The following is a 15,438-nucleotide window of genomic DNA, read 5'->3' as shown; positions in this document are numbered from 1 at the left end:
CATGGATCTACACGAGCAGGGGACTGGCTCCCGCGCCTTTGCAATCGCCGCTATCGTCTGCGTGCTGCTGCAGGCGGGACTGGCACCGCAAATCTCCATCGCGGGCGGCCGCGTCAACTTTATGATCATCTTGGTGTGTCTGAGCGTGTTTTCGGGCGACCCTACGCGTGCCGTCGTGTGCGGCTTTTGCAGCGGTCTGTTTTACGACCTTTCCGCCGCCGTGCCGGTGGGCGTTATGTCGCTGCTGCTGACCGTGGGCAGTTTTGCTTTGGTGCACAGCGCGGCTGGTCAGACGGGCGGCTCGCCGGGCGCGCGCGGCGTTACCGTGGGCGCCTTTGCGCTTGCCATCAACGTGGTCTACAGCATCATCTTGCTGTTTATGGGTCTGGAGACGAGCTTTGTGGTGTCCATCTTTGGGCACGCTCTGCCGTCCTCGATCCTGACGGGCTTGATTGCCATTCCGTTTTTGATGTCTGGCGCCGCTCCGCAGTCTGGCTATGGGTTCTCCGCGCGCGGTGGGCGTCAGACGGGCATGCGCTTTAAGCCCAAGACCCGTAAGCTCAAATAGGGGAGGCCTCAAGATGTCTTCCCAGTTGACGGTTGTTGTCGCCGGTATCGCGCTGGTCGTGGCTATTGTGGTCGCGCTGGTCATCATGCGCCGCGGCGACTCCCGCTTTACCTACGACACACAGCACGGAACGGCCCCGCGCGCCACCGAGGGCGAGGGCAATACGGCCGCCACGGCCTTCAAGGGCCGTTTTTCCATCCTCACCACGGGCGTGGGTGCCATGTTTGCCGCGCTTGCCGTTAAGCTGTGGGGCATGCAGATGGTCTCGTCGGACTACTACGACAAGCAGGCCAAGAGCAATCAGACCCGTACCGTTACCACGCCTGCCGTGCGTGGCCGCATCTTGGACCGCAACGGCGTCGCACTGGTGCAAAACCGCCCCTCGCTCGCCGTCGTTGCCTATCGCGATCTTGCCGACGACAAGGTGCTGGTGCGTCATCTTGCCAACGTGCTCGGCATACCGTATGTCGCGGTGCTGCGCAACATCCAGGACAATTCCGAGGGCGCGCAGAGCCTGCATACGATCGCGACTGACGTGCGCCGCTCTACCGTCGCCTACATTCAGGAGCACGCCGGTGAGTTTCCCGGCGTGAAGATCGCCGAGCGCACCGAGCGCCAGTACCCGTATGGCGAGACCGCCTGCCATATTTTGGGCTATACCGGCACCATTACCTCCGAGCAGCTCGAGGCGCAGAACAAGAAGTCGTCGGACGGCAACGAAAGCGCGGCTGGCCAGATCTCGTATCAATCGGGCGATATTGTGGGTCAGGCGGGCGTAGAGATTTACTACGAAAATCTGCTGCAGGGCATTCGCGGTGAGCAGACCGTGAAAGTTGACGCCTCGGGTAACGTTACCGGTCAAGCCGGCGCCGTTCCCGCCAAGGCCGGTTCTGACATTAAGCTTACGCTCGATCTTAAGATTCAACAGGCCTGCGAGACGGCTCTGGCGAATGCCATTGAGCTTGCCAAGACTACGGGTCATAGCAATGCCGGCAACGGTGCCGTGGTGTGCCTTGACCCCAACAACGGCGAGATCTTGGGCATGGCAAGCGAACCCAAGTTTGATCCTTCTGTCTTTATCGGCGGCGTCTCTAATGACGTGTGGACCGAGCTTAACGATGACGAGGGCTCGCATCCGCTGCTCAACCGCGCCATTAGCGGCCAGTACATGTCCGCCTCGACCATCAAACCCCTCTCGGCGTTGGCTGGCCTCGAATTTGGCACGTACACTTCGAGTCAAACGACCAACTGCACGGGATATTGGACCGGCTTGGGCAAATCTTGGGGAAAGTACTGCTGGCTGCACTCCGGCCACGGCACGATGACGCTGCAGTCCGGTATCGCCAACTCCTGCGACCCCGTGTTCTACGATATGGGCAAGGCCTTTTTCTACAACGACCAGCATCCCGAAGGCCTGCAAGAGGTCTTTCGCCGTTGGGGCCTGGGTAAGACCTGCGGGATCGACCTGCCGAGTGAGGGTGCGGGCCGCATTCCCGATGCAGAGTGGAAAGAGTCGTACTTTACCGACGCCTCGGCCGAGGACCGCAAGTGGAATGCCGGCGATATGACCAACATCGCCATCGGCCAGGGCGACATTCTGGTGACACCCCTGCAGATGGCCTGCGCCTACATGGGTATTGCCAACGGCGGCAAACAGTATGTGCCGCATGTGTTCTTGTCTGCTGTCTCGCGTGATGGCGATGGCGATGCCTACAAGTACAACGGCAAGGGCAAAAAGAAGCGCCTTGAGGCTCAAATTAACAACGATGCCGATCTTGCGCTGGTCCGCAACGGCATGCACGATGTGATTTACTCGGCGTCGACTTCGACCGCCGCGCACTTTAATTCCCTGACCCCTACGGTCTACGGCAAGTCCGGCACGGGCGAGAAGAGCGGCGAGGATGATTACGCGTGGTTTTGCGCCTACGCGCCGGCCGATGACCCCAAGTACGTGATCGCCACTGTCTTGGAACAGGGCGGTGGCGGCTCCGATACCGCGCTGCACGTTGTGCGCGATGTCCTCGGTGCGATTTATGACGAGCCCGACACGTCGACGGCCACGGGCGATTCCTCGGTTCGATAGGAGGTTGCGATGGACTTTTCGCCGGCGGACCTGTTCCGCTCAACCAAAACCGGCTCTCGCAGCAGCCTGGACCGCGTTAACAAGCAGATTTCCGCATCGCGCGGAACGTTTCGCCAAAAGGTGCACGTCGGCGTGCTGTTGGCGACTGTGGCGCTCGTCACCTATGGCGCCATTATTATCTGGTCCGCCTCGCAGTTTAAAGCCGACGCCTCGTTCTCGCGTCACCTGCTGGGTATCGGTATTGGCGCGGTGCTGGCGGTGCTCGTCTGGCGCACCGACCTGCGCGGCATTTCCAACTTTTCGACGGCCCTGCTCGTCATCGATCTCATCGTGATCTTCTCGCCTAAGATTCCGGGCCTGTCCTACACGGGCGGCTTGGGAATGACGGGTTGGATCAAGATTCCCGGTATCGGTTTAACATTCCAGCCCGTTGAGCTTGCCAAGCTCATCACCATCTTCTTTATGGCCACGCTTGGCTCGCAGTACAACGGGCGCATCGATACCGCTCGCGACTACATTAAGCTCTGCGGCATGCTGTCCGTTCCGTTTTTGGCCGTCGTCGCCATGGGCGATTTGGGCTCGGGTCTGGTCGTGCTGGTGTCGGGCGCCATCGTCATCTGCATGAGCGGTGCGCGCCGTGAATGGGTGCTGTCGACTTTGGCTCTGCTCGTGGGTTTGGTGGCGCTCGTCCTGGCGCTCGATTCGGTCTTCGATTCGCTGCTCGGCCACGATGTGCTCATTAAGCAGTACCAGATGAATCGTCTGACGGTCTTTATCGACCCCGATAACGCCGATTCGGACGATGCGTATAACCTGCAACAGTCGTTGATCGCGGTCGGCTCGGGCGGTTTCTTTGGTAAGGGCCTGGGGCATGCGACGCAGTCGGCCGGCGGCTTCCTGCCCGAGTTCCATACCGACTTCGTCTTCGCCTTTTTGTCAGAGACGTTCGGCTTCTGCGGTTCCTTTTTGTTGCTGTGCCTGTACGTGCTGCTCATCTTCTCGACGATCCGCGTCGCCTTTAAGTGCGAGTCTCTGTTTCTACGCTTGTCATGCGTGGGTATTGTCGGCATGTGGGCATTTCAGACGTTCGAGAACATCGGCATGTGCATTGGCATGATGCCGATTACCGGTATTCCGCTGCCGTTCATTAGCTTTGGTTCGTCGTCGATGATGATCCAGTTGTTGACGGTGGGTATCGTACAATCCATATGGCGGCATCGTTCGGGCGCCGCGTAACCGCTGGAGGGGTTTGCCATGAAGATTCCCGTGGAAAAGCTGACTCGCGCTTTTAAAATGGGCGCGACCACCAAGAGGGATTCCGATACGCCGGTGCGCGTTTCGGTCTACCTGGATTCGACCGCCTCGCGTTTTTTGGTCGAGACGGTGCGCGATGCCTTTGTGCCGCAGACGACGTCGGGTATTGTGCGCGTTGAGCGCCTGGGGGAGGAGCGTATCGTCCCCAAGACCGATACCGACGTGGTGCTGGTGCTTTCGTGCGGATCTGAGCGCCTTGAAAGCGCCGTGCAGGAGCTCGTCATTGCCGGTGCGCCCGTGTGCGTGCTGGCCGAGTCCGCTGTCGAGGTGCCTTTTATCCAGGAGTCCACGCCCATGCTCGGCGTGGTAGCGGCCACCGATAAGACGTATCTGCTCGAGACACTCGCCCGCTGGATCCTGGACCGTACGGAAAAGGAGACGGCCTTTGCGGCGAACTTTGCCTTTATGCGCATTGCCGCCGCCAACCGCATCATCACCTCGTGCGCGCTTACCAATATGGCGACGGGCGCGCTGGTGTTTTTGCCGGGGGCCGATTATCCCGTTATGGCGCTGGCGCAGGTTGGCATGCTCTTTGAGCTTGCGGCTATCTTTGGACGCGGCATTAAGCCCGAGCGCGGCTACGAGGTCGCGGGCGTGCTTGCCGGCGGCTTGGTAATGCGCGCCGTCACTCGCGCCCTGGTAAAGCAGACGCCGCATATCGGCTTTGCCGTCAAGGCGCTGACCGCCGCCGTCGGCACCTATGGCATGGGTCGTGCGCTCGTGTCTCTCTACGAGCGCGATATCGACTACAGCCGTGCCAACGAGGTGGTTGCCGCCACGTTTTCGCGCGTCCGCGACCTGGTGACCACGGTTGCCGGCGCTACCCGTCCCATGAATCCTTTTGAGGATGCATCCGATCTCGCTGCTTAGGGGTTTCTTTTGCGCGTTCCATACCAAGACTGTTTTCATTTGATCGAGCCGCTGCTCGCGAAGGTCGAAAAGCCGAGTCGCTATATCGACCACGAGTGGGGTACGCTCTCCAAGGCCGATGCCGACTATCGTTGCTGCATGATTTACCCGGACGTGTACGAGGTCGGCCTGCCCAACCAGGGTATCGCCATCCTGTACAATATCCTTAACCAGGCCGAGGGCATCTCCTGTGAGCGCGGTTATGTGCCGTGGCCCGATATGGGCGATGCCATGCGCGAGGCTGGTATCCCGCTGCTGTCGCTCGAGGGCGCAGCGCCCGTGGCCTCGTTTGATATCGTCGGTATGCACGTGCCGCACGAGATGGCCGTGACAAACTTTCTCGAGGCGCTCGACCTCGCCGGCATTCCGCTGCTGGCTGCTGACCGCACCGAGGACGATCCCATCGTCGTCGCCGGCGGACCTTCGGTTTATAACCCCGAGCCGTATGCGGCCTTCTTCGATGCCATCCTGATTGGCGAGGGTGAGGAGTCGCTGCTCGAGATCTGCCAGTTGCATCGCCGCCTGCGTGACGAGGGCGTCCCGCGCGCCCAGATTGTCGAGCGGCTCGCGACCGTCTCCGGTACCTACGTGCCGTCGCTGTACGAGGTGCGCTATGACGAACCCTGCTCACCGCATGGCTACACCGTGCCGCGCGAGGGTAAGGACGTGCCGCCGGTGGTCTACAAGCGCGTCGTCGAGGACTTTGGCGCTACCAATCCGTTGTCGCAGTCGTGCGTGCCCTACGCACAGCTCGTTCACGATCGCCTGTCTATCGAGATCCTGCGCGGCTGCGCTCGCGGCTGTCGTTTTTGCCAGGCCGGCATGACGTATCGCCCGGTGCGCGAGCGCTCGGCCGACCAGATTGTGTCCTCGGTGATCCAGGGTCTGGAAAAGACCGGCTATGACGAGGTGTCGCTTACCTCGCTTTCGACCACCGACCACTCCTGCATCCGCGACGTGCTTGGCAGGCTCAACCGCCGCTTGGAGGATACGGGTATTCGCGTGTCCATTCCCTCGCAGCGCCTGGATTCGTTTGGCGTGGATATGGCCGAGTCGGTCGCCGGCGAAAAGAAGGGCGGCCTGACGTTTGCCCCCGAGGCCGGTAGCCAGCGCATGCGCGACATCATCAACAAGAACGTGACCGAGGAGGACGTGGACCGCGCGGCCAAGGCGGCCTTCGAGGCCGGCTGGAACCGCATGAAGCTCTACTTTATGATGGGTCTTCCCGGTGAGCGCGATGAGGATATCGTGGCCATCGCCAACCTGGCCGATCACGTGCTGGAGCTCGGCCGCTCCGTGGTGCCCAAGGCGCGCCGCGGCTCCATCTCGGTGTCCATCTCGGTGTCGGTGTTTATTCCCAAGGCCGCCACGCCTTTCCAATGGTGCCCGCAGCTCGATTACGACGACGTCAAACGCCGTCAGAAGCTCCTCATTACGAGTGTTCGCAACCGTGCGGTCCGCGTGCACTACCACGATGCCGAGACCTCGCTTATCGAGGCGGCGCTGTCTCGTGCAGGCCGCGACATGACGCCTGTCATCATCGATGCCTGGCGTGCCGGTTCGCGTTTTGACGCCTGGGTGGAGCATTTTTCGCTCGATAACTGGAAGGAGGCTGCGGCCAAAAACGGCATCGACCTCAACGAGCTCGTGCACCTGCCCTACGAGCTGGACTGGCATCTGCCCTGGGAGCATGTGAGCCCCGGCTGCTCGCGTGGCTTCCTCGAGCGCGAGTACCGTCGCTCGCTGGAGGGTGTCACGACGCCCGACTGCACCCGCACGTCGTGCACCGGCTGCGGAATCTGCCCCACGCTCCACGCCAAGAACGTATTGGTGGGTGATCGCGCATGAGTGAGCGCTTGACCGACAACCCCACGCTCTTTAGGCTTCGCGTTCGCTACGGCAAGCGCGACCGTCTCAAGTACCTGGGCCATTTGGAACTAATCCATACCATTGAACGCATCGTGCGTCGCGCGGGCCTGCCTTATGCCGTGACGCAGGGTTTCTCGCCGCATATGCGTGTGGGCTTTTCGTCGGCGTTGCCCGTGGGCACGTCGTCGACCTGCGAGTGGTATGACCTGTTTATGACCGAGTTCGTCGCGCTCGACGAGGCTTTTGGGCGCCTGGCCGCGGCATCTCCGGCCGATTTGGCGCCCATCGAGGCCGCCTACATCGACGTGCGCACGCCGGCGCTGACGGCGCAGCTCACGCGCCTGTCGTACCGCATCGACCTGCACCTGGACCCTGAGGCGCCGGTCGCTGTCGACGAGGTGCGTCGCGCAATCGACACGTTGCGCGCGGCCCACGGCATCGACTATGCGCGCGGCAAAAAGAGCAAGCGCCTGGACTTGGACCATACGCTCGTGGGCTACGAGCTTAAGGCGGGGGAGCGCCCGGACCATCTGGTGCTCATACTCGACACCCATGCCGACAACGAGGGCTCCATGCGTCCGGAGATTTTGCTTTCTGCTGCTGATGTTTTGTTGCAGGGCTTGACCCCGGGCGTCGATGCACCTATTGTTTCCACCGGTATGCAAGACCTCGTGACCATCTGCTCCTACGATGTCGAGCGTCAGAATCAAGCATGCGAAGACGACGAGGGCCGACTCGTCAGCCCCATACCTGTGCGAACTTGTGGATTTGCTCCACATACTCGTTGACGGGGGTATTATCGCCTGCTACTATATTCGGCTGTTGCACTAACTGATGCATGAAGGGCAAGTAAACATGTACGCAATCGTTAACACGGGCGGCAAGCAGTACAAGGTCGCCACCGACGATGTCATCACCGTCGAGAAGATCGAGGGCAATGAGGGCGACAAGGTCACCCTGCCGGTCATCTTCCTCAACGATGGTAAGAAGATCGTCACCGATCCCGACAAGCTGGCCAAGGCCAAGGTTACCGCTCAGATCGTTGAGCAGTTCAAGGGCGAGAAGCAGCTGGTCTTCAAGTTCCACAAGCGTAAGCGCTATCGTCGTCTGAAGGGTCACCGTCAGCAGCTCACCAAGCTGAAGATCGTGAAGGTTCAGGCTACCTCCCGCGCCAAGAAGGCTGTCAAGGCAGAGGCTGAGGCTGTTGCCGAGGCTCCCGTCGCCGAGTAGATTACACTCGTAACGAAAGAGTAGGTATACACAATGGCACACAAAAAAGGACTCGGTTCCTCCCGTAATGGCCGTGACTCCCGCGGTCAGCGCCTTGGCACGAAGCGCTTCGCCGGCCAGACGGTAACCACGGGCACGATTCTCGTCCGTCAGCATGGCACGCACATCCACCCGGGTGCGAACGTTGGCCGTGGCAAGGACGACACGCTGTTCGCGCTGGTCGACGGTACCGTTGAGTTCCACAAGGGTATCAAGCACAGGGTCAGCGTACGCCCGCTCGCGAACGCGTAATTCACCCTTCATAGAGCACATATGTGGGAGGCACTTGAGTTTTAGGATTCAAGGGTCTCCCTCTTTTTTGTAGGAGGCGATTCTGTTGTCACAGTTCACCGATATCAGCCGCATTAACGTTTGCGGCGGCGACGGCGGAGCCGGATGCATGTCGTTTAGGCGCGAGGCATTTGTTCCCAAGGGCGGCCCCGATGGCGGCGACGGCGGCCGTGGCGGCAATGTCGTCATCCAGGCCGATGCTCAGCTGTCTTCGCTGATCGATTACCGCTTTAAGCATCACTTCCGTGCCGAGCGCGGCACGCACGGCCAGGGCGCCCGTCGCAATGGCAAGAGCGGCGAGGACCTGATTTTGAAAGTTCCCATGGGCACCGTAGTCCGCGAACTCGATCCCGAGACGCAGACCCCGATGTACGAGATTGCCGACCTGGTGCACGATGGCGAGCGCGTTGTCGTGGCGCCCGGTGGGGCCGGCGGTCTGGGCAATACCCACTTTGTGACGTCGGTGCGCCGCGCGCCCGCGTTTGCCCAGCTGGGTGAGCCTGCCGAGGAGCACTGGATCGAGCTCGAGATGAAACTTATGGCCGATGCCGCGCTCGTGGGCTTTCCCTCGGTGGGCAAGTCCTCGCTCATTGCGCGTATGAGCGCCGCCCGTCCTAAGATCGCCGACTACCCGTTTACCACGCTCGTGCCCAATCTGGGCATGGTGCGTGCCGATGAATATTCTTACGTCGTTGCCGACGTACCGGGACTCATCGAGGGTGCGAGTGAAGGCAAGGGCCTGGGTCACCAGTTCCTGCGCCATATTGAGCGCACTGCTTTGATCATGCACGTTGTCGATATGACGGGCGGTTTTGAGGATCGCGATCCGGTTGAGGACTATCGCATCATTAACCGTGAGCTCGAGCAGTATGGTGCCGAGCTCTCGGACCGCCCGCAGATCGTTGTCGCCAACAAGTGCGATGCGCCGGGCACGGCCGACAAGATTGCCGACCTTAAGCGTGCAGCGCTCGATGACGGCCATATGTTTTTTGCCGTTTCCGCCGTTACGGGTGCCGGCCTCAACACCCTGATGCTTGCCGTGGGCGAGCAGGTGGCTAAGCTCCGCGCGGAGCTTGCGGTTTCCGATGAGCCGGTCGATTTGCGCGATGAGGAGTGGGAGCGTCGCCGCCTGCAGCGTGAGAAGCGCTTCCGCATTGTTGAGGAAGAGCCCGGTGCTTTCCGCGTGGTTGGTCGCGCGATCGAGCGCATGGTCATCCAAACCGACTGGGAAAACGAGGAAGCTGTCATCTACCTGCAGCATAAGTTTGCGCGCATGGGCGTTGACGACGCGCTCGAGAAGGCCGGCTGCCGTGCGGGCGACGAGGTTCGCATTTGCCAGCGCGCCTTTGACTTTGAGGGCGCCGAGGACTTCTTGGAGTTCGAGGACGAGCTCGAGGATGCAGGCGTTGAGGTTATTGACGTAGCGGCCGAGGGTGCGGACGTGGCTCATGTCACCGAGGGCTCCGAAGGCGCTACCGAAGTCGACGTTATTGAGACCCCGGAGGGCGAGTAAGCCATGTCGCTGCGCGGTGGAATCGGATTGCCTGAGCTGCCCATCAAGGATGGGCACGAGTTTCGGCTTGGCATTATGGGCGGCACCTTTGACCCGATTCATTACGGGCACTTGGTTACCGCCGAGCAGGCTCGCGAGTCGCTCGACTTGGACGCTGTGCTTTTTATGCCGGCCGGCTCTCCTGCCTTTAAGCTCGACAAACCGGTGACGCCTGCTGAGGACCGTTATGCCATGACGGTCCTCGCGACTGCCGCGAACCCGGCCTTTTTGGCAAGCCGCTTCGAGATCGATCGTGCCGGTGTCACCTATACAGCCGATACGCTGCGTGCCCTTCGCGAGTATTACCCACCACAGGTGAAGCTTTACTTTATTACGGGTGCCGATGCGATTATCGATATTGTGACCTGGCACAATGCTCACGAGATTGCCGAACTGGCAACCTTTATCGCTGCGACACGCCCCGGCTTTGACATCGATACGGCCCGGTCGAGGATTAAGGAATCGGGGCTGCCATTCGATGTGCGCTATATTCAGATTCCGGCGCTGGCGATTAGCTCGACCAACATTCGCAAGCGGGTTGCCCGCGGCATGAGCGTGCGCTATCTTACGAGCGAGTCCGTGCTCGGCTATATCCGTAAACGCGGCCTGTATGCCGATCTTGGGCAAGACGATTTTGATTGACGGGGGGAAACGTTGTCGGTAGAAGATCAGTTTGAGGGCGACGAGCGCGCGCTCTTGACGCGTATCCACGAGTTGCTCGATGTGCGCATGAAGGATAAGCGTAAGCGCTACGTGCATTCGCTCGGGGTTGCCGAGACGGCGCTGCACCTAGCTGAGGTATACGGTGTCGACCGCTTTGATGCCGCTGCCGCCGGCCTGATCCATGACTGGGACAAAGTGCTCTCCGACGACGAGCTGGTCACGCGCGCTCTGCATTATGGCATTAAGATTGCCGGCTCTCCGTCTGCCGCGACGCCGCTTTTGCATGGCCCGGTTGCCGCCTATGAGCTTCCGCAACTTTTTCCCGAGCTGTCGCCGGCGGTCTTTCAGGCTGTCGACCGTCACACCGTGGGCGCTTGCGACATGACGCCGCTCGATATGGTGGTCTTTGTGGCCGATGCCATCGAACCCAACCGCCACGGCGATTATGCCCATGCGCTGCGCAAGATGGTGGGGAAGTCCTCGCTCGACGAGTTGTTCTTCTCCTGTTTTGCGCAGGGTCTGGTCTATGTGATCCAGTCCGGGCGCTATCTTTATCCCACGGCTATTACGATTTACAACCATTACGCCCAGCTGCGCTAGCTCGGGTGCGTCTAGAAAGAGGTATTCCATGGCCGATGAGACCATGACCGACGAGCAGATTCTTGAAGGTGCGGAGCACAAGAGTTTCGTGGCCACGTCCGACCGCACTGCCGCGACGCTCTCCGCCAGCGGTGTCGCCGCCGAGGATGTCGCCCGCGCTGCCGCGCAGGCCGCCTACGACAAGAAAGGCGAGGACGTTCAGGTGCTCGATCTGACTGAGCTTTCCGATGTGTGCGACTACTTTGTCCTTGCTACCGGCACCAGCAACCGCCAGGTTGATTCCATCGTCGACGAGATTGAGGAGAAGGTCGCCGAGGCTTGCGGCGAGCACCCGTTTTCCATTGAGGGCCGCGAGCAGAAGACCTGGATGCTCATGGACTACGGTTCGGTTGTCGTCCACGTCTTCACTCCCGAGGCGCGTGAGTTCTACCGCCTCGAAAAGCTCTGGGGTGACGCTCCTCAGCTCTCCCTGGACCTTCTCTAGTAGCTCATTTGGGACGGGGCTTTTTAGCTACCCTCAAGTATTTCGCCGGGCAGTCGCGTTTTTCCGCGGCCGCTCGGCTTTCTTTTGCCCAAAAGTAGCTAATTTGGGACGGGGCTTTTTTAGCTACTACCTACCGTTCGCCGAACATCGCGATTTATAGCTCCCAGTACGTTTTTTTCTACTCTGGCTCGGGTAACGTAATTGTTATCTGTAGAGGAGGGGATGCGTATGACTCGGACTGCGCGAGAAATCTCTGTATATGGTTTTTACCATGTCGTCCAAAAGGGATGTGCCGACCAACTCATATTTGAGGATGACGAAGATCGGCTCTATCTGATTCGGCTGATTGCTTCGAAATGCCAGAAGTTTAAAGTGGATGTCATCGCGTGGTGCCTTATGGATAACCATATTCATCTTCTGCTTGACGACGAGCATGTTCATCTGAGCGATTGCATGCATTCGATTACGACGGCGTATGCCATGTATTTCAACTCAAAGACAGGCAGGAAGGGGCCTGTTTTCCAGGATCGATTTAAGAGTGTGCCGATCCTCGATGATGATCAGCTGCTCAACTGCGTGAGATACATTCACGACAATCCCGCGAAGGCGAGGATTGGGACCGCTTCGCTGTATCGATGGAGCAGCTTTCGCGAGTATATGGGATATCCGGGTATCTGCAAAACGGATTGCGTTCTCGGGTTGCTCGGTGACTCTCAGAGATTTTTTGCCTTCAGCACCTCGGGTGAGCCCAATCGCTATTGCTTCCGTGACGGCGCTCATGTGAGCGACACAGATGCGCTGGAGTTTGCGCAGGCGCTTCTTAAGCCGTACGAGCCTCATCACCTTGAGGCTTTGCCAAAGGGGGCGCGCGATGCCTGCATTCGTACTTTGAAGAGCGAGGGCTTTTCGATTAAACAGATCGTCCGCCTTACGGGCATTGGACACTGCACCATACAAAAGGTCAAAGTCAAAAAATAGCTCATTTTGGACGAGGTCTGTGTTGCGACCGCGTCAGGTATGGGTTGGGTAGCTAATTTGGGACGGGGCTATTTTAGCTAACCCTACAAATCGGTTGAGTTTTATTCCGGCCCCGGGTGATTCGCTGCCAGCTGAAGGGTAGCTAAAAAAGCCCCGTCCCAAATTAGCTACCCCGTACTACCCTGACAATCTAAAGTAGCTAAAAAAGCCCCGTCCCAAATTGACTACTTAGTGGGAGGAGAAGCGTGATTGGCGGCCGAAGGATAGGGCGGTGTCGCCGAACTTGTCTCGGACCGCGTCGATGGCGACGGAGAGGTCACGGCGGTCGCTGGATTGGGCTCCGCGGTCGTCGACTTCGCAAAACAGGTCGGTCTGTATGCCGCCTTGATGATTGAAGTCACTCATGCCTATGCCGGCAAGGCGTACATGCATTCCTTCCTGCCAGATGTTGTCGAGCAACTCGATCGCTACCGCCACAAAGATGTTCTCGTCGTCGGTGGGATGGGGGAGTCGTCGCTGTGCCGAGCGACCGCTGCCGTACGAGTACTTAAGTTTGAGCGTCACCGTGGTGCCGGTAAGCCCCTGGCGGCGCAGGCGACGTCCGACGGATTCGCCCAATAGCGCAATCGCCGCTTCGATGTCCCCGCGCTCGGTCAAATCTTTCGCAAAGGTGCGCTCATTGCTTACCGACTTGACCTCACGCTCTTCATCGAGGCTCGTGACTTCGGAAACCTCGAGCCCCAACGCACGCTGGCGCATGCGCTCGCCGTTAACGCCAAAAATCGCAGACAGTGTGGATTCCGGTGCGCGCGACAGCTCGCCCAGCGTGTAAATCCGCATGCGGCGCAGCCGCTCCTCGGCCGAGCGCCCGATACCGCTCATCGCAGAAACAGGTAACGGCGCCAGAAAACGCTGCTCAGTTCCCGGGCGTACGACCGTAAGCCCAAACGGCTTGTCTCGCTCGCTTGCAATCTTGGCCACCGTTTTGTTGCAACCGACGCCGATGGAGCAGGTCACCCCCAGTGCCGCCACGCGATCGCTGATGCGTCGTACGACGAGCAGTGGGTCCTCGGGCGCAAAGCGGCCCGGCGTGATGTCGATAAAGGCCTCGTCGATGGACACGCGCTCAACGCGTGGTGTCTCGTCGGCAAGAATATTCATTACCTGTGCGCTAACCTCGTGGTAGCGATCGAAATGCCCGTGTGTCCAAATGGCCTGCGGACATAGGCGGCGCGCCTCGGCCGAGGGCATGGCGGAGTGCACGCCAAAGCGGCGTGCCTCGTATGAGCAGGTGGAGACGACGCCGCGAGATTCGGCGTCTCCGCCCACGATAAGCGGCTTGCCGCGCCACTCGGGATGATCGAGCATCTCCACGCTCGCAAAAAACGCATCGAGATCCATCAGACCCACCGCCGGACCCGTCCAGGGCGGCGGCGTGACGCCCGCAGTATCCTCATAACCGTATGTATGTTCGCATCTTTTCATGGCATGAGTATACCGCGCAGCTCATGTGGGGTGCGTGGATGTGCTTGCAAATCGCGAATTCTTGTCTAAGATATGGATTTGCCTTCGACTACACCGAAGAAGTTGGTCTCACGGACTTCACCTGCCCGCGTCGATGGCGTATTATGTTCAACTGTTTGTTTGTAGTTGCAGCCTAAAGCTGCTTGGTTGGAGGAGTTTCCTTTGGCAGTCAAGATTCGCCTTGCTCGTCACGGCGCTAAGAAGCGTCCGTACTACCGTGTCGTCGTCGCCGATTCCCGCGCCCCGCGTGACGGTCGTATCATCGAGGAGGTTGGCCGCTACAACCCGATGACCGCCCCCAAGACCATCAACCTCGATCTCGAGAAGATCGCTGACTGGCAGTCCAAGGGCGCTCAGCTCACCGACGCTGTCGCCGCCCTGGTCAAGGCCGCCAACGAGGGCGAGAAGACCGAGACCGTCGTCAAGAAGTCCAAGAAGCAGCTCGCCAAAGAGGCCGAGGCCGCTAAGGCTGCCGCTGAGGCCGCTGAGGCCGCTGAGGGCGCCGAGGAGTAAATCGTGCCTGAGGTTGACGCTGCACAGCTCGAGGGTGAGGCAATGCTCTCAGATCGCATCGCCGATCTCGTCGAATATCTCGTTGTTCAGATCGTCGACGACCCGGATTCCGTGAGCCTGGAAGTTATCGATGGTGACGATGCCTCAACTATTGAGGTTTCGGTCGCCGAGGATGACGTAGCTAAGGTCATCGGCCGTCGCGGCCGGACCATCAAGGCCATTCGCACGCTCGCCCGTGCACTGGCCGCTCGCCTCGACACTTCCGTCGAGGTAGAGGTTCTGGGCTAGGACCTTGAGGTCCCAGTACAAAAACATCGCCCGTGTGGTTAAGCCGCACGGAAGGAAGGGGGAGGTCCTCGCGCAGCCGCTGCGGGGGCTTCCTTCTGTATTGGAGCCGGGTATGCGCGTCGCCCTGACGCCACCGGCGCTCAAGCGTGACCGCTTTTGCACGGTTACATCCGTTACCGATACGGGCGATGGCGATTTGGTTTCGTTTGAGGGCATTGACGACTTGACGGCCGCCGAGGGCATCACGGGTTGTTTCGTTCTGGCGAACCGTGATGACTTTGAGCTCGATTCACTCGATGCCGCCTATACCGACCTTATGGGTCGCGAGGTGGTTGACGAGCGCTTTGGGTCGCTCGGAACGATCGTTGAGGTTATGTCGACGCCCGCCAACGACGTTTGGGTTGTCGAGGGTGATCGGTACGGCGAGGTGCTGATTCCCGTGATCGAGCAAGTTGTGCTCGATCTTCCCGATTGGGGAGCAATATCCGTCCACGTTATGGACGGCTTGATCGATATGGACAAGTAGGGAGGAC

The 15,438-nt window shown here is 59.8% G+C and carries 17 protein-coding genes; 16 read left to right on the top strand and 1 reads right to left on the bottom strand.

What is annotated here, in order from left to right; translation table 11 throughout:
• Nucleotide 1 precedes the first annotated feature (1 nt).
• The 13 genes from ACTQZF_RS01670 to ACTQZF_RS01610 all read left to right on the top strand — a co-directional run bounded on the left by ACTQZF_RS01670 (nucleotide 2) and on the right by ACTQZF_RS01610 (nucleotide 12,580).
• The gene (locus ACTQZF_RS01670) at nucleotides 2-568 is read left to right on the top strand and encodes a hypothetical protein (RefSeq protein WP_441554368.1); all 567 of its coding nucleotides are present in this window, start codon (nucleotides 2-4) and stop codon (nucleotides 566-568) included.
• A gap of 13 nt (nucleotides 569-581) precedes the next feature.
• The gene (mrdA, locus tag ACTQZF_RS01665) at nucleotides 582-2,651 is read left to right on the top strand and encodes a penicillin-binding protein 2 (RefSeq protein ID WP_441554367.1); all 2,070 of its coding nucleotides are present in this window, start codon (nucleotides 582-584) and stop codon (nucleotides 2,649-2,651) included.
• Between the two features lie 9 nt (nucleotides 2,652-2,660).
• On the top strand, nucleotides 2,661-3,887 hold the full coding sequence (locus tag ACTQZF_RS01660; protein WP_154516190.1) for an FtsW/RodA/SpoVE family cell cycle protein: 1,227 nt from the start codon (nucleotides 2,661-2,663) through the stop codon (nucleotides 3,885-3,887).
• 18 nt (nucleotides 3,888-3,905) lie between these two features.
• Complete coding sequence (locus tag ACTQZF_RS01655; protein WP_441554366.1) at nucleotides 3,906-4,835, top strand: YcjF family protein; 930 nt, start codon at nucleotides 3,906-3,908, stop codon at nucleotides 4,833-4,835.
• A gap of 9 nt (nucleotides 4,836-4,844) precedes the next feature.
• Nucleotides 4,845-6,722 carry a TIGR03960 family B12-binding radical SAM protein gene (locus ACTQZF_RS01650; RefSeq protein WP_427748094.1) on the top strand — a complete coding sequence of 626 codons (1,878 nt, stop codon included), beginning with the start codon at nucleotides 4,845-4,847 and terminating at the stop codon, nucleotides 6,720-6,722.
• Nucleotides 6,719-7,531: a TIGR03936 family radical SAM-associated protein gene (locus tag ACTQZF_RS01645; RefSeq protein ID WP_427726904.1), complete on the top strand. Its 813-nt coding sequence runs from the start codon at nucleotides 6,719-6,721 to the stop codon at nucleotides 7,529-7,531. Before ACTQZF_RS01650 ends, ACTQZF_RS01645 begins: the two co-directional genes overlap by 4 nt.
• Nucleotides 7,532-7,598: 67 nt before the next feature.
• Nucleotides 7,599-7,973: a 50S ribosomal protein L21 gene (gene rplU / locus ACTQZF_RS01640; RefSeq protein ID WP_035138585.1), complete on the top strand. Its 375-nt coding sequence runs from the start codon at nucleotides 7,599-7,601 to the stop codon at nucleotides 7,971-7,973.
• Between the two features lie 33 nt (nucleotides 7,974-8,006).
• Nucleotides 8,007-8,264 carry a 50S ribosomal protein L27 gene (gene rpmA, locus ACTQZF_RS01635; protein ID WP_154516202.1) on the top strand — a complete coding sequence of 86 codons (258 nt, stop codon included), beginning with the start codon at nucleotides 8,007-8,009 and terminating at the stop codon, nucleotides 8,262-8,264.
• 85 nt (nucleotides 8,265-8,349) lie between these two features.
• The gene (obgE, locus tag ACTQZF_RS01630; RefSeq protein WP_441554364.1) at nucleotides 8,350-9,816 is read left to right on the top strand and encodes a GTPase ObgE; all 1,467 of its coding nucleotides are present in this window, start codon (nucleotides 8,350-8,352) and stop codon (nucleotides 9,814-9,816) included.
• 3 nt (nucleotides 9,817-9,819) lie between these two features.
• Entirely contained in the window at nucleotides 9,820-10,497 is a 678-nt protein-coding gene (gene nadD / locus ACTQZF_RS01625) for a nicotinate-nucleotide adenylyltransferase (RefSeq protein WP_441067780.1), read from the top strand.
• Between the two features lie 87 nt (nucleotides 10,498-10,584).
• Nucleotides 10,585-11,118, top strand: coding sequence for a bis(5'-nucleosyl)-tetraphosphatase (symmetrical) YqeK (gene yqeK / locus ACTQZF_RS01620; protein ID WP_427718844.1), 534 nt, complete (start codon nucleotides 10,585-10,587; stop codon nucleotides 11,116-11,118).
• A gap of 28 nt (nucleotides 11,119-11,146) precedes the next feature.
• A complete protein-coding gene (gene rsfS, locus ACTQZF_RS01615; RefSeq protein ID WP_441554363.1) occupies nucleotides 11,147-11,602 on the top strand; it encodes a ribosome silencing factor in 456 nt (151 codons plus the stop codon).
• A 228-nt stretch (nucleotides 11,603-11,830) separates the two neighbouring features.
• Complete coding sequence (locus tag ACTQZF_RS01610) at nucleotides 11,831-12,580, top strand: transposase (RefSeq protein WP_441554362.1); 750 nt, start codon at nucleotides 11,831-11,833, stop codon at nucleotides 12,578-12,580.
• A gap of 228 nt (nucleotides 12,581-12,808) precedes the next feature.
• Here ACTQZF_RS01610 and dinB read toward each other — a convergent pair whose 3' ends face one another.
• Nucleotides 12,809-14,065, bottom strand: coding sequence for a DNA polymerase IV (gene dinB / locus ACTQZF_RS01605; protein WP_427794791.1), 1,257 nt, complete (start codon nucleotides 14,063-14,065; stop codon nucleotides 12,809-12,811).
• Between the two features lie 201 nt (nucleotides 14,066-14,266).
• On the opposite strand from dinB, the gene rpsP reads away from it, so the two are divergent.
• The 3 genes from rpsP to rimM are packed head-to-tail and all read left to right on the top strand — an operon-like array spanning nucleotide 14,267 to nucleotide 15,431.
• Nucleotides 14,267-14,617 (top strand): 30S ribosomal protein S16, encoded by a 351-nt coding sequence (gene rpsP / locus ACTQZF_RS01600; RefSeq protein ID WP_427717582.1) that lies wholly within the window; start codon nucleotides 14,267-14,269, stop codon nucleotides 14,615-14,617.
• A gap of 42 nt (nucleotides 14,618-14,659) precedes the next feature.
• Nucleotides 14,660-14,905: a KH domain-containing protein gene (locus ACTQZF_RS01595; RefSeq protein ID WP_154516529.1), complete on the top strand. Its 246-nt coding sequence runs from the start codon at nucleotides 14,660-14,662 to the stop codon at nucleotides 14,903-14,905.
• Nucleotides 14,906-14,939: 34 nt separating this feature from the next.
• Nucleotides 14,940-15,431 carry a ribosome maturation factor RimM gene (rimM, locus tag ACTQZF_RS01590; RefSeq protein ID WP_441554360.1) on the top strand — a complete coding sequence of 164 codons (492 nt, stop codon included), beginning with the start codon at nucleotides 14,940-14,942 and terminating at the stop codon, nucleotides 15,429-15,431.
• Nucleotides 15,432-15,438 lie beyond the last annotated feature (7 nt).

Source organism: Collinsella sp. LCP19S3_H3 (assembly GCF_052119145.1).
In the GTDB taxonomy this organism is placed as follows: domain Bacteria; phylum Actinomycetota; class Coriobacteriia; order Coriobacteriales; family Coriobacteriaceae; genus Collinsella.
This window is presented reverse-complemented; position numbering and strand designations above follow the sequence as displayed.

Excerpts from the sequence above, each read along its gene's own strand:
- ACTQZF_RS01670 (WP_441554368.1), top strand. The coding sequence starts at position 2 with ATGGATCTACACGAGCAGGGGACTGGCTCCCGCGCCTTTGCAATCGCC.
- mrdA (WP_441554367.1), top strand. The coding sequence starts at position 582 with ATGTCTTCCCAGTTGACGGTTGTTGTCGCCGGTATCGCGCTGGTCGTG.
- ACTQZF_RS01660 (WP_154516190.1), top strand. The coding sequence starts at position 2,661 with ATGGACTTTTCGCCGGCGGACCTGTTCCGCTCAACCAAAACCGGCTCT.
- ACTQZF_RS01655 (WP_441554366.1), top strand. The coding sequence starts at position 3,906 with ATGAAGATTCCCGTGGAAAAGCTGACTCGCGCTTTTAAAATGGGCGCG.
- ACTQZF_RS01645 (WP_427726904.1), top strand. The coding sequence starts at position 6,719 with ATGAGTGAGCGCTTGACCGACAACCCCACGCTCTTTAGGCTTCGCGTT.
- rplU (WP_035138585.1), top strand. The coding sequence starts at position 7,599 with ATGTACGCAATCGTTAACACGGGCGGCAAGCAGTACAAGGTCGCCACC.
- rpmA (WP_154516202.1), top strand. The coding sequence starts at position 8,007 with ATGGCACACAAAAAAGGACTCGGTTCCTCCCGTAATGGCCGTGACTCC.
- nadD (WP_441067780.1), top strand. The coding sequence starts at position 9,820 with ATGTCGCTGCGCGGTGGAATCGGATTGCCTGAGCTGCCCATCAAGGAT.
- yqeK (WP_427718844.1), top strand. The coding sequence starts at position 10,585 with ATGAAGGATAAGCGTAAGCGCTACGTGCATTCGCTCGGGGTTGCCGAG.
- rsfS (WP_441554363.1), top strand. The coding sequence starts at position 11,147 with ATGGCCGATGAGACCATGACCGACGAGCAGATTCTTGAAGGTGCGGAG.
- ACTQZF_RS01610 (WP_441554362.1), top strand. The coding sequence starts at position 11,831 with ATGACTCGGACTGCGCGAGAAATCTCTGTATATGGTTTTTACCATGTC.
- dinB (WP_427794791.1), bottom strand. The coding sequence starts at position 14,065 with ATGAAAAGATGCGAACATACATACGGTTATGAGGATACTGCGGGCGTC.
- ACTQZF_RS01595 (WP_154516529.1), top strand. The coding sequence starts at position 14,660 with ATGCTCTCAGATCGCATCGCCGATCTCGTCGAATATCTCGTTGTTCAG.